Origin of the sequence: Vibrio sp. 10N.222.55.A1, assembly GCF_041473835.1 — a bacterium.
Taxonomy (GTDB): domain Bacteria; phylum Pseudomonadota; class Gammaproteobacteria; order Enterobacterales; family Vibrionaceae; genus Vibrio; species Vibrio crassostreae_C.
In genome coordinates, this window is sequence record NZ_JBFRSX010000011.1 from 79,840 (window position 1) to 93,458 (window position 13,619).

Sequence of the window (13,619 nt, forward strand, 5' to 3'; positions counted from 1 at the left end):
GGGATTTACAATGTCAGAACATCAGGAATATTTGGCGCAAAGACAACTTAAAAGGGGCACTGCTGGGTGGATTTTGCTAGCAGGGTTAGGCGTTTCATACGTGATCTCTGGTGACTTTGCAGGCTGGAACTTTGGTATCGGTCAAGCTGGTTGGGGAGGCTTTCTTATTGCTGCAATTGCTATGGCGGTGATGTACTTTACCCTTGTCCTTTCTTTGGCGGAGATGTCTGCGGCTATTCCCGCTGCAGGAGGTGGCTATAGTTTTGCTCGACAAGCCATGGGACCAACGGGGGGATTTTTTACCGGCTTATCCGTCTTAATTGAGTATGCCCTTGCACCTGCCGCGATTGTCATTTTTATTGGCTCAGCGGTGAATGAACTAATGGGTATCGATGGTCCTCTTGTTTACGCGATCTTTTATGCCATCTTTATCGGTATTCATATGGCAGGGGTAGGAGAAGCTCTGAAAGTCATGATGGTCATCAGTGGGTTAGCCGTACTAGCAATTCTTATGACAGCAGGCGTATTGGTTAGTGAGTTTGATGCTAATAATCTGTTTGATATCGCTCCTGCAACCGCACAAGCCACAGAACTACTTCCTTTTGGTTGGTATGGTGTATGGGCGGCACTACCGTTTGCAATGTGGCTTTTTCTTGCGGTAGAAGGGGTTCCATTGGCTGCTGAAGAGGCGAAAAACCCGGCCAAGGATGTACCCAAAGGCATTATCGGCGCAATGCTATTCTTACTGGTCACCGCTACCTTAGTCGTTCTGCTGCTTGCGGGCGCTGTGGGTTCTGAAGCGATTGCGAATAGCGCCGTTCCTCTAGTCGATGCATTGAAGTTGACCGGTAATCCAACCGTTGCAACGGCTGTTAATATACTAGGACTTGCAGGACTTATTGCTTCATTCTTCTCGATTATCTACGGTTATAGCCGCTTGGTGTTTGCATTGTCTCGTGCGGGTTACTTGCCTCAAAGCTTGTCGCTTACAAACCAAAACAAAGTGCCTGCTCGTGCTTTAGTGGTGCCGGGTGTGTTTGGTTTTGCTGTGTCATTGACCGGAGAAGGCGACCTGATCTTGGCGATGGCGGTAGTGGGGGCGACAGTGTCTTATGCATTAATGTCGCTTAGTCATATATTGTTGCGTATCAAGCAACCAGAGCTTCACCGTCCATACAAAACACCGGGTGGCATGCTGACTTCCGGCACTTCACTAGTGCTGTCGCTTATTGCAATGACGGGTGTTTATGCTTTTGACCCATCTGCATTCTTTATGACTATGGGACTCTTTGTGATTGGTGGTGCTTATTATGGCCTATATAGCCGTAATAAATTGGTCGCATCGACCGCTGAGGAAGAGTTTGAGATGCTGTCGGTTGCAGAGAAAGAGCTTGAGGCTACTAATTAGATTCAATTTCTAATGGTATTTAAGGCTCTAGTGCTTTGCAGGAGCCTTTATTACACTACTTGTAGTAACTTGCGTGTAAACCCCAATCGCCATCACCTCTAACGATAAATATTAATTTAGAAATAGTGCCGTTTTAGGATCATTTTCTTGGAACGTTTTTGTCCAGACACTTGTCATGATTTTTTATAACGAGTTAGATTCATAGCGACGAGCCCCGAAGTTCATTGATAGTGAAGTTTTCATCGCGCTAATCATGTCGATTGCCTTTCTCTAAAGATAAGTTGAAATGATGCAAAGGAAGAATTCGGCATAGATTATGAATGGGATTGATTCAGTAGACGGAATATATGATTCACTAGTAATTAGGATGAATTACTGTTCGCTGTGTATATGTAGCCTACTCCAGACTAATTTCCCTCACACCCCAACACTGCTACAAACGCATCCAAATACTTTTCTATAGTTAAATCCGCAGAAACGGGCGGTAGTTCTACAGTAATGCACGGTAGGTTTCTTTCCTGACACCATGTGCCGAATGAGCCTGGGGTTTCGTAATCGACGTCTTCAACGAGCGGCAGGTTGAATTGCTTACCTAGCCAAGTGGTGAGTTCTGATCGATCGGGGTCATCGACCATGGCGAGTGGTTCGTGAAAAGAGATGACGAATTTAGGTTGGCGCTGTTCGATGAGGTTTATGAGCGATTGCACTTCAGGTTCAAGTTGTTCGGCTTGCCCGGTTTTCACTTTTACATCTCTGACTGGTGTGTGGGAGCTCCAGCGATAGACGGTGCCGTTTTCTGTCCAGTTTTGAGTTGGGAAGGCGCGGTTCAGATCGACTTGGTTTGCGTTGGCGCGAGTGCCTAATTGATTGCCATCTGGGTTCATCGACAGGATCACATCGTGTCTCAAGTTGGCGGCTGGCAAGCTTCTCAGCGCACAAGATAATCCTGCAATAGAAGCGGTTTCATCACCGTGTGTGCCTGCTAAGATCAGCCCGCGAGACTCGCTTTCTATTTGCGCGGGGAAATAGAGCAAAGGCGCACCCAACACTGATTTTCCATATGACAGCGGCTTTATTGAAAATGCAGCTCTTTCTGTTCTTGGAATTGAACTCACCTTTATCTCCTGATTGATCAAGTACTATCAAGTATTAACGATTACACAAACTTACTTAAATAAACTAAAGCGTTAAAACTCGTCAACAGTCGCATTGTTAATTTTATTACTTGCTTCAAAGATAGGCTAGGAGAGCAAAAACATATGGATTTTAAGAAACATTCAACGGCTTTACTCATTTCATCTCTATTGACCCCTTTTATCTCAGTAACTGCCGTTGCTGACACATTGCCTGCGGGAACTTCTCTGGCGAAAGAACAACATTTAGTTCGTGCTAACGATGCAGAAGCGGCGACGCTTGACCCTGCGAAAGCAGAAGGCCTGCCAGAAATGCACATTCTACGTGACCTATTTGAAGGTTTAGTGATTCAAGATCGCGATGGCAATATCACCCCAGGTGTTGCACAGTCTTGGGAAACCGAAGACAACCAGACGTTTGTATTCCACCTACGTAAAGACGCGAAATGGTCGAATGGCGATCCGGTGACGGCCGATGATTTCGTGTATGCGATAAGACGCGCGGTCGATCCTAAAACGGCATCGCCGAATGTTTGGTATCTCAAGCTTACTCAAATCAACAACATTGCTGACGTAGCCGAAGGCAAAAAGCCCGTTGAAGAGTTAGGTATCTCTGCAGTCGATAAACACACGGTGAAATTCGAACTCGATAGTAAAGTGCCTTACTTTGTGGCGATGACAGGCCACACATCCATGATGCCAGTGCACAAAGCAACCCTAGAAAGTAGTGACAAGCCGTGGAGCGATCCTAAGCAATTTGTTGGTAATGGTGCATTCGTACTAGATGAGTGGGTGGTGAACGAGCGCATTGAGCTTAAGAAGAACCCGACGTACTGGGACAGTTCAGATACCCACTTAACCGAAGTAACTTATATTCCGTTTGAGAATCAGAATGCCTCGATTAACCGTTATGCGGTGGGCGAGGTCGATATTACTTCGGACGTGCCTACACACATGGCGCAGCAGCTTAAAAGCAAATATCAAGATGCGTTTACCACAGTGCCTCTGTTGTGTACTTACTACTACGCATTCAATACTACGCGACCACCTTTTGATGATGCGCGAGTACGTAAAGCTGTCTCTTATTCTATGATGCGTGACGTTATCACCAATGGTGTGACTCAGGTGGGCAACTTACCGGCTTATACCTTTGCTCATGAGTACACGGCTGGTTTTGATGCAACACAACCTGAATACAGCACGTGGACTCAGAAGGAGCGTGATCAAAAAGCAAAAGAGCTACTGAAAGAAGCGGGCTACGATGCGTCTAATCCGTTGGACTTCAAACTGCTTTACAACACCAGTGAATCGAACAAGTCCATAGCAGTGGCGATTGCATCAATGCTGAAAGGCAACTTAGGTGCACAAGTTGAGCTTGAAAACCAAGAGTGGAAGTCTTACTTGGTGTCACGTCGCCAAGGTGATTTCGATGTAATGCGCGCCTCTTGGTGTGGTGACTATAACGAAGCATCAACCTTCTTGAGCCTATTGCGCTCTGGTTCTTCGGGTAACTTTGCTCGTTACAATAACGACAAGTACGACGCAGCAATGGACAGCGCCTTAGCTGCAACCAGTGAACAAGATCGCCAAGGTTTCTACGACCGGGCAGAACAGTTGCTGGCAGAAGACATGCCGATCGCGCCAATCTACTACTACATGCAGGCTCGTCTAGTACGACCAAGTGTTGGTGGTTTTGCGAAGAACAATGTAGAAGGGCGTATCTACTCTAAAGATCTCTACATTGAAGAGTAATTGAGCTTCTTATATACCAATAAAATTCTGAAATAAAGAAAAGGGATGTTGATCATAAATATCTGATCAACGTCCCTTCGTCATTAATCTGTAACGGTAAGCGCAAAAAACTGAAACCTGATTGAAGTATTTTTCACTTTTATTTCAATCAGGTGAAGCCATGTTACCCCCTCTACGTGCCCTTGTTGCGTTCGAAGCTGTTGCCCGCCTCGGTTCTATTGGCGCTGCTGCGCGCGAGCTTTGTGTTACCCAAGCTGCGGTGAGTCAGCAGCTTAAAAGTTTAGAAACCTTTCTCGCCTGCCATCCTTTTATAAAAAATACTCTTTTATCAGGCTTAATATTCAGCTGGTGGACTGGCCATCAACTAACCCTTGTCAGAATGTCGATATCGAGCTGACCAACGGCAAGGTCGAAAGCGAAGACACTCATTGCGAGCGATTGTTTCAAGAACATTGGCAACTGGTGTGCAGCCCTTTCAGAGAAATTACGCTCAGCAATTCAGAAGATCAAACTTGAGCAATAGCCAACTCTAACAATTAAGTCTAGTTTTGGTATTAGCTTGCTATCAGAAAATGAAAAGTGGAAAGACCGTGCGATCGCGCGCTTTATCAAACAAAGCTAAAAGGACGAAATACAATTGTGATTGAAGAGTCATACCCGGCATCAACAAAAGCGATCGGCAGTTCTTAGTTTGACTAAGAGCCAACATCCACACAAATTGTTTTTCGCATGTTTTAGCCCTAAAAGGTTTTCGTCGCGCAAAGTGATAACGAAAATCGGTAAATAAAAATCAAAAATAAAAACGCGAGCGGTAGATTGTGATTTATGTTGGTGCTACGTTATGAGCAATTTATAACATATAAGTCATGACACATTAGACTGAGAGATAGCAGCTAACGATGAACAAGACAAAAAGATATCCGGTCAACATAGTATTCAGTTACTTAATACTGTCATCATTATGGGTTTTATTCTCTGATCTCGCAGTTGAGTCACTATCAAATAATCTATACGAACACGCCTTAGCTCAGACAGTTAAAGGTCTGATCTTTATCATTCTAACGTCTATTTTATTATGGGTAATGGTCCAGAAAAATAATCGAGATTTAGAGGACGCTAACGATCTTGATAGTGTGACTGGACTTCATAGCCCTTCAGTCTTTTATCGATATTTAAATAAAAGACTGAAAAATTCTCAAGCCAGTGACCATTATGTCCTCTTCTTATTAGACATTGATAACTTCAAATCTGTCGCTGACCAGATCGGATTCGAGAATACTAATTCATTTTTAAAAGATATCGCACGATCTATTGAACTTCCTATAGAGCATCAACCGCTTTCATCACGAGTGCACTCAGATGGCTTCGCGTGCTTGGTTAAACTCAACCACACGGAGCATATTGAATCCTACATTGCCCTCGTACATCGTAGATTTAACCAGTGTGCTTATCGTTATGATATCCACGCCACTTGTTGTATTGGCGCTGCTCTATTCCCCTCGGATGGGAATAATGCCAAGCAACTCATGGCATCTGCTACCCACGCCTTAACTGAAGCAAAGAAAAGCAAGGACACGATTGAATTTCATGACCCAAAACTCACTGAGCTTGAACGTCAACGTCAAGAAATGGTGCAAGAATTACGTAAAGCGATTGATGACAAAGCGATTGATATTGTGTTTCAGCCTAAATTCAACATTGAAAGTAGACTCGTCGCAGGTGTGGAGGTGTTGTCTCGTTGGACGCATGAGCGCTATGGTGTCGTTTCACCGGATATCTTTGTCGCGCTAGCAGAAGAGAATTATTTTTGTCGTGATTTGACTACGTTAGTTCTAGAGAAGACTGCGTCACAACTTAGGGCTAATGGCTTGCTAGGGAATGAGCTTAATAGTGTCTCGGTCAATATTTCAGCGGTAGAGCTAAATAGCGTTGATGACATGAACCATCTGGACGAATATCTACGAAAGGATCCCGAGTTTGCTCGCTTACTTTGTCTGGAAATCACTGAAACCGCTATTTTGAAAGATATAGATCAGTGTGCAATCGCTGTTCAGAAGTTAAAAAAACAAGGGGTGTCCTTTTCGATAGATGATTTTGGTGTTGGCTACACGTCTTTTGGTATATTTAGCAAATTGGATGTAGATGAAATCAAAGTCGATCGCAGTTACATCAGTGGGTTAGAAGATGATTATCGTTCTAGAGCTATAACGTCTGGTATCATTGATATAGCGCGAGGGTTTGGCATTAGTGTTGTGGCTGAAGGGGTTGAAAATGCTCAACAACTGTCAATTTTGAAAACGTTAAATTGCGAACAAGCCCAAGGTTATTATCTGGGCTACCCGATGCCATATAAGCAGTTGAAAGAAAGTCTCACCTCTGAAATAGAACCATGTTCAACAACATAACTTAATACTTTTTCATCTAGGCTACAGAGATACAGATGACTTGTATCGAGAAGGATGCTGTTGGCCTAACTATAAGAAATCCCCATTCGCTGACAAAACGAATGGGGATTTTAGTTACTAGGGGGTAGTAATTTTATCTTCTAACTTGTTTCAGGTTTTAAATAGCCACCATAGTCGCGGCTTTCTTCATTGCTTCCTTGGTTGAACACTCAATCACGTTCGCGTTAGCAAAGCGGTGAGCGTCTTTCACTTGAATATCGTGAGCCAAGATAACCAGCTTCGCGTTCGCCACATCTAGGTCGGTGATGCGGTTCTGAATACCGTTTTGACCTTGAGTTTCTACTTTGATTTTCAGACCCGCTGCCGCACCTGCTTTTTCTAGTGCTTTCGCCGCCATGAAGGTGTGTGCAACACCAGAAGGGCAACATGTTACAGCTACGATGTCGTACTCGCCTTCGCCTGCTGCAGGAGCGGCTTGAGCTTGTACTGGCGCTTCAACCATGTCTTCTTCTGTTTCTACCGCTACCGGTTTCCAGAAGCCTACGATAACGGCTGTGGTTAGCGAGCCAAGCGCAATACCGACGACGTACATTGGAATGTTGCTTGATACTGGCGCAGTGATTAGGCCGCCCCACGGTGCGTGCAGTAGAACGTCTGTCATGAAGCCGAATACACAGCCCACGATACCACCGGCAACGATTGAAGGAAGTACGCGCATTGGGTCATTTGCTGCGAACGGGATAGCACCTTCAGAGATACCGATCGAACCCATGATTGCTGCCGCTTTACCTGCTTCTTGCTCTTGTTTAGAGAACTTGTTTTTGAATAGGAAAGTCGCCAGAGCCATACCTAGAGGTGGAGTACAAATCGCGATGCCAACGCCGCCCATTAGCCAAGGTTGTGTGTCTACTTGAGTTTGGGCAAATAGGGTCGCGACTTTGTTGATAGGGCCGCCCATATCAAACGCCGTCATACCGCCAAGGATTGTACCCAGAACCATCTTAGATGCGCCAGCCATTGAAGCTAGGAACTCGTTCATAGAAGACATGAACAGTTTGATTGGTTCACCGATGCCCCACAATACGATACCTGCAGAGATTAACGTGCCTAGAAGCGGGTAGATAAAGTACGCTCCTAGCGCCGTCATATTTGCAGAAAGTGGGATCTTCTTAAGTTGGAACACCACGCCACCGGCGATAAAGCCTGCCACGATACAACCAAGGAAGCCGCCGCCCATGTCAGCCATGATGCCAGAAGAGATCATCGCAGGTGCCAGTGCTGGTTTGTCTGCAATTGAGTAACCAATAAAGCCGCCAAGAATGATTGGGAAAAGAACAAGGCCCTTGATACCGATGTTAGAGATATCTGCTAGTAAGCCGTCTGCTGGAACCGCACCTTTGCCTGATGCCATGACCGCTAAAGCCAGCAGAACACCACCGGCTACGATAAAAGGCAGCATGTGTGAGGTTCCGAAAAGCAGGTGACCTTTCATGGTACTAAGGAGTTTTTTAAAGTCGCTACTACTGTTTTTATTATTAGTATTCGTAGCTTGAGTTGTTAGGGTGCTCATAATTTTCTATGCCTTATGAATTAATTAAAATATTAAGGATCTGTTGTTCGTCTTTTGCGTTATGGATATCTTGAATAAATTCATCGCTGAATTTTCCAAATAGTTCTTGTAATACATAAATATGATGGTCAGCACCGTTATCGGGTGAGGCAATCATAAAAAACACGGTTGGATTGATGCCGTCTTCATCGCCATAATCAATACCTTTACGCTTAACACCGACAGCGATTGCTGGCTCAGTTACCGCCTTGCTTTTTGAGTGTGGGTAAGCGATGCCGTCCATTGAGGTAATGCTTTGAGATTCACGAATTTCGATGTCTGCCAAGAAGGCTTCTTTATTACTGATTCGGTTGTTCTCAAATAACATGCTTGCCAATTCTTCAAACAGTTCTTTTTTATTATTCGCTTGAAGGTTGTTATTAATTAAGTTGACGTTAGTTAGCTGTGTGATCATTTATTAACTCATTCACTATTGAAGTTCTTGAATTAAAATTAATGGATTAACCCGATTCGCGAAATAGCAAATAAAAGCCCTTCACTGTACATTTGTACCGAGCAAAATTAAGTGTGATTTGCATCATTCATCCAGTGTGAGATGAGTCATATTTAATGGTGTACTTCGGTGTTGAAATAACTTTCTGTAGGAAGAAAAATGCCCCGCAAAGCAGGGCATGATCAGTGTTTGTATCTACTCGGGAGAGCTAGATTTACTTTTGAGAGCTAGCTGTAAGCACGCGCCACGCGTCCAACGCAATCGAGTTTGTAACTCTCAGCGTAAGCGGGAATGAATACCGATTGGCCTTTCTCTATCACGCAGGTTTCACCACATTGGTGAGTGAGCACCATGGACTCGTCGAGTGGCAATAAGATCTCGGCACCTTCGGTAGTGATCTGTCGTTGCTGTGAGTTTTGCACGATAGAGAACTTAAAATCCTCGACTGGAATTTCGTATTCCATCACGTCACCTTGTTCAATCGGGTTGAGCAGTAATCTATCTGCTGGCTTTTCATTAAATCGAGTACAAGAAACCAGTTCGTTCACGTCCATGTACTTAGGCGTTAACCCGGCACGCAGCACATTGTCTGAGTTCGCCATGATCTCTAGACCTGTACCTTTGATGTAAGCGTGAGGTGTTTCAGCGTCTAGATACATGGCTTGCCCCGGCTTTAGGGTAATCACGTTCAATAGTAGCGGAGCGAACAAACCGACATCACCTGGGTATTGAGTTTCAAGCTCTGAAATCAGTTGGAATACACGTTTATCAGAAAGCTTAGCCTTCATGAGCAGTATGGTAAGCGCCATGCCTTTTTGCTCACCCTCCAGAGACAGTAAGCTCGCAAAAAAGCAGGCTAAGCCATTCGGTGTTTGATCGCCCGCGAGATCGTTGACCATCGAATGAAGCTCTGGAATGTCGAGATAATGGAAGTGCTCTAGGATCTCGCTGATCGACCTAAAACCATTCATCGCGGTGTAGTCGGTTAGGGCATACACCAGTTCTGGCTTGTGGTTGGGATCCTTGTAGTTACGGTTGCCCGCTGTCATCGGAATGCCTTGCTGCTCTTCTAGAGCATAGCCAGATTCGGCTTGCTGCTTGTTCGGGTGAACTTGAACAGAGAGCGCTTTCTCCGCCGCTAACACCTTAAACAGATACGGAAGTTCACCAAAACGGCTCGCGACTTTCTCGCTCAGAAACAGGTTTAGGTTCTTAGAAATCAAGTTCGACAACGTGGTTTGATGACCATTGTCAGTGACTATCGAACAACCATTAGGGTGAGCGCCCATCCAGATCTCCGCTTGTGGCTCACCTGATTGGTTATCAATACCAAACAGTTGGCTAAACGAAGAAGGGCTACCCCATGCGTAGTTTTGAATTACGTTGGTCATAGGGTAGAAAAAGCGTTGTACGAACGAGTCGTTCGCTAAAGAAAAATCAGACATCGAAATCACCATGAAGGGAAACATGGCTTGAGCTCTATTCGTTCCTAAAAGGAGAGTAGAAGGGCTCAAGTCATTGGAGTTGAAATGGCTTAAGCCGCTGCTGTTGCTAGCTTGGCTTTGCGTAGATTTTTAAGTGCGATACAAGTAACCGCAGTTACGCCTGCACCAGACGCCATGCACAACAGTGCTAGCAGTGGGTAGTTCATTGCGCCAAGTAGAGCGACCACTGGACCACCGTGAGCAACACTGTTGGTGATACCAAACGAGAACGCCATTACCGCAGCAGTCATTGAGCCAAGCACGTTGGCTGGGATAACTGACATTGGATCTTGAGCCGCGAATGGAATCGCACCTTCAGAGATACCCACCAAGCCCATCGCGCCTGCTGCTTTACCTGCTTCAATCTCAGAAGATTCGAATAGGTCGAACTTACGGCCAAGTCTGGTTGCGATAGCCATACCAAGGGGAGCGACAGGGATTGCACACGCCATTGCACCCATGAATTGAGTTTGACCGCTAGCAATCATGCCGACCGAGAATAGGAACGCTACTTTGTTGAACGGGCCGCCCATATCAAAGCCGGCCATGCCACCAAGGACAATACCAAGCAGAACCACGTTGCCTGTACTCATGCTGGTTAGCAGTGCAGTAAGAGCATCCATCAGCCCAGCGATAGGTGCGCCAATAACAAAAATGAACAAACCTGCGATGAACAAAGAGCCAGTGATCGGAGCGATCATGATAGGCACAAGCGGTTGAACGAATTTGTGGTAGTTAAACGAAGTAATCCATTTAACGAAGTAACCCACTAATAAACCCGCGATGATTGCGCCAATGAAGCCAGTACCTGCGTCAGCGCCATAGAAAGAACCGTTGTTGGCAATCCAGCCGCCAATTAAGCCAGGGGTTAGGGCAGGGCGGTCAGCAATCGCGTAAGCAATGTAGCCAGCCAAGATTGGGATCATCAGGGTGAAGGCCACCACACCCACCTCTAGGATTTGGTTCCACATGCTGCCAGCAGGAATTGCCATGCCAGATTCACTCGGCTCACCGCCAATGGCTAGTGCTAGGGCAATCAAAAGACCGCCCGTCACCACGAATGGGATCATGTGAGATACGCCATTCATCAAGTAACGGTAAAGGTCTGAACGTGCTTGCGAGGCTTTCTCTGCAACAGATTGGTTGGTCGGTGCTTGTTCTGCTTGGTAGCTTGGCGCGTTGAGTGCTTGCTTAATCAAGCCTTGCGCGTCTTTGATTGGCGCTTTTACGTTGGTTTTGATAACGCATTTTCCGGCAAAGCGAGCCATGTCGACCTGTTTGTCACAAGCCACCACAATCGCATCTGCGCGTTCGATCTCTTCTCGAGTTGGGCTGTTCTTAACGCCAATAGAACCGTTGGTTTCGACCTTGATGTCGTAGCCAAGAGCCGCCGCGCCTTTTTCTAGTGCTTCGGCTGCTAAATATGTGTGTGCGACGCCAGCTGGGCAGCCTGTCACACCAATGATGAAGCCTTGCTTTTCTAGTTTGGTTTCAGTTTCGTTGGTTTCAGTTTCTGACGGCTCAGGTTTGGCAAGCAGTAGTTCCAAAGCTTCTTGTTCAGATTGAGCATTCATGAAGCTTTCGATAAAGCCTTCTTCAATCAGTTTTGAAGAAAGTTCTGCCAGTACTTCGATGTGGTGATTATCGCCGCCATCAGGAGAGGCAATCATGAAGAATAGTTTTGATGGCTGACCGTCATCTGCGCCGTACTCGATCCCTTCTTTGTGGACACCGATCACTACTGCAGGTTTGATCACCGCGCTACTTTTCGCATGTGGTAAGGCGATGCCTTCTTCAAACCCTGTGTTGCCTTGTTCTTCTCGCGCTTTAATGTCGGTAAGGAACTGCGCTTTGTCTGAAATTCGACCTTGTGCGTACAGCACGTCTATCAGCTCTTTAAAAACGTCTTCTTTGGAATTGGCGTTAAGCGAAAGCTTAATCAAATCTTGATTGATCAATGTCGTGATCATAATGAACCCCTACTCTGTTTTTATTTTGTTAGGGGTATTCTGGAATCTACGGCTTGCCTTCTGTAGTGAAGAAAAAATGCATTTACTGGATGATTGTTGCCTTATAAATGGAGTGTGATTTTGATCGGTTAGGAGTGCCTGTTTGGGGGAGTGTTGACAGCTTTTATGAGGTTATAACGCTTTTATTGATAAGGGCTTAGATTGATTTTTCTATCATGATAACAGTGTTCTAAATCTGGCCTTAGACTGGAGATTTATTTCCACTACTGGATTTTTGTAACCTAGATCTCAAATTGTGATTTTGCTCAATAGCGCTATGTTTCACTAAGGAGTATATCTATTCCCGTAGCCTTATTGCTGCTTATAAGAGTTCGAAACAATGATATTTCATGACCTAATCTCGTCGGTATTAAACGAGCGAGAACCGTTTCATAACATCTGGTTTGCGGGAGATTTTCACACGCCTTCAGCATTCAGTTATCAGGTGAACTTTCCGCGCTTAGAGCTGGTGCTAGACGGAGAGTATATTAATGAAATGGAGAGTCATGATCGCAAAATAACTAACGTTATTGCCAAAGCTGGAGACGCGATTTTCATCCCACCGAACTGCTGGAATAAACCCAATTGGGATACTGACTGCTCAGTGTTGAGTATGTTGTTTGGTCGTCGTCAGCTTGGTTTAAGCTTGGTGAGTAAGCGCAAAGGCGAGGAGAGCTTTTACGATATCCAAAAGCACAGTATTCAGACTCGATCAGGGTTTGCGATTGATAATATCTTGGAGGCGCTTAGCTCGCTAGCGAGGGAGAGCAACAAGCAGCCGATGGATGAGTTATTGCTGCAAGCTCTACTGCAATACAGTAAAATCATGCTGGAAGCGCCCGTAGAAAAATCTCATAGCCGAGTACAGGATGTGTATCAGGGGATTTGTATCTACATTCAAGAGAACTTCCACCGCCAAATCACCCGAGACAGCATTGCCTCACGCTTTAGCATTTCATCCAATCACTTGTCGCGAATGTTCCGTCAGCAAGGCCACATGACGCTAGCAGAGTACATTACCCGCGTGCGGGTCGATCGCGCTAAGTTCATGCTCAAAAAGTACAACTTCAAGCTCAATGAAGTGGCAGTGCGTTGTGGCTTTAAGGATGTGAACTACTTCTGTCGAGTGTTTAAGAATCGCACCGGAAGAACGCCGACCGAATATCGTGGCTCTATCTAATATCCCTTCAAATGACCTTTTCTGACCAGAGCGTATACGACCGAAATTTGTATGACTAGATCACCACAGTGAGCTCTGTGTTGTGGTGATCAATTTGCTTTGTGTTCTCCTCTGCCGTTTATTTCTACACCTTATTTCCCAACCTTATCTTTAGGCACGATTTCTATTTATCCCGTTTCACTAAA

At 45.3% G+C, this 13,619-nt stretch carries 9 protein-coding genes and 1 pseudogene; 5 read left to right on the top strand and 5 right to left on the bottom strand.

Translation table 11 applies throughout. The features are described 5' to 3' along the window. Window positions 1-10 precede the first annotated feature (10 nt). Window positions 11-1,408 (top strand): ethanolamine permease, encoded by a 1,398-nt coding sequence (gene eat, locus AB4493_RS03070; RefSeq protein ID WP_102320877.1) that lies wholly within the window; start codon window positions 11-13, stop codon window positions 1,406-1,408. Window positions 1,409-1,815: 407 nt separating this feature from the next. Here the strand turns inward: eat and mpaA are convergent, their stop codons facing one another. Then, complete coding sequence (gene mpaA / locus AB4493_RS03075; protein ID WP_136974150.1) at window positions 1,816-2,523, bottom strand: murein tripeptide amidase MpaA; 708 nt, start codon at window positions 2,521-2,523, stop codon at window positions 1,816-1,818. Window positions 2,524-2,667: 144 nt separating this feature from the next. On the opposite strand from mpaA, the gene AB4493_RS03080 reads away from it, so the two are divergent. The 3 genes and pseudogenes from AB4493_RS03080 (at window position 2,668) to AB4493_RS03090 (ending at window position 6,698) form a co-directional block, all read left to right on the top strand. Continuing rightward, the gene (locus tag AB4493_RS03080) at window positions 2,668-4,293 is read left to right on the top strand and encodes an ABC transporter substrate-binding protein (RefSeq protein ID WP_372154494.1); all 1,626 of its coding nucleotides are present in this window, start codon (window positions 2,668-2,670) and stop codon (window positions 4,291-4,293) included. Window positions 4,294-4,453: 160 nt separating this feature from the next. Beyond that, window positions 4,454-4,767 (top strand): annotated as a pseudogene (locus AB4493_RS03085) (LysR family transcriptional regulator); the annotation flags it as partial. 425 nt (window positions 4,768-5,192) lie between these two features. Further along, the gene (locus tag AB4493_RS03090) at window positions 5,193-6,698 is read left to right on the top strand and encodes a bifunctional diguanylate cyclase/phosphodiesterase (RefSeq protein ID WP_017069781.1); all 1,506 of its coding nucleotides are present in this window, start codon (window positions 5,193-5,195) and stop codon (window positions 6,696-6,698) included. Window positions 6,699-6,855: 157 nt separating this feature from the next. On the opposite strand, the gene AB4493_RS03095 is transcribed toward AB4493_RS03090, so the two are convergent. From AB4493_RS03095 to AB4493_RS03110, 4 genes are all read right to left on the bottom strand, one after another. Further along, window positions 6,856-8,268, bottom strand: coding sequence for a fructose-specific PTS transporter subunit EIIC (locus AB4493_RS03095; RefSeq protein ID WP_102320881.1), 1,413 nt, complete (start codon window positions 8,266-8,268; stop codon window positions 6,856-6,858). A 13-nt stretch (window positions 8,269-8,281) separates the two neighbouring features. Further along, on the bottom strand, window positions 8,282-8,722 hold the full coding sequence (locus tag AB4493_RS03100) for a PTS sugar transporter subunit IIA (RefSeq protein WP_372154495.1): 441 nt from the start codon (window positions 8,720-8,722) through the stop codon (window positions 8,282-8,284). A gap of 266 nt (window positions 8,723-8,988) precedes the next feature. Beyond that, window positions 8,989-10,206 carry a mannose-6-phosphate isomerase, class I gene (manA, locus tag AB4493_RS03105; protein ID WP_372123247.1) on the bottom strand — a complete coding sequence of 406 codons (1,218 nt, stop codon included), beginning with the start codon at window positions 10,204-10,206 and terminating at the stop codon, window positions 8,989-8,991. Window positions 10,207-10,295: 89 nt separating this feature from the next. Continuing rightward, the gene (locus tag AB4493_RS03110) at window positions 10,296-12,215 is read right to left on the bottom strand and encodes a fructose-specific PTS transporter subunit EIIC (protein ID WP_372154496.1); all 1,920 of its coding nucleotides are present in this window, start codon (window positions 12,213-12,215) and stop codon (window positions 10,296-10,298) included. 379 nt (window positions 12,216-12,594) lie between these two features. Here AB4493_RS03110 and AB4493_RS03115 point away from each other — a divergent pair, with 379 nt between their 5' ends. Continuing rightward, window positions 12,595-13,434, top strand: a complete 840-nt coding sequence (locus AB4493_RS03115) for a helix-turn-helix transcriptional regulator (protein WP_372154497.1) — start codon at window positions 12,595-12,597, stop codon at window positions 13,432-13,434. The last annotated feature ends 185 nt before the right edge of the window (window positions 13,435-13,619 follow it).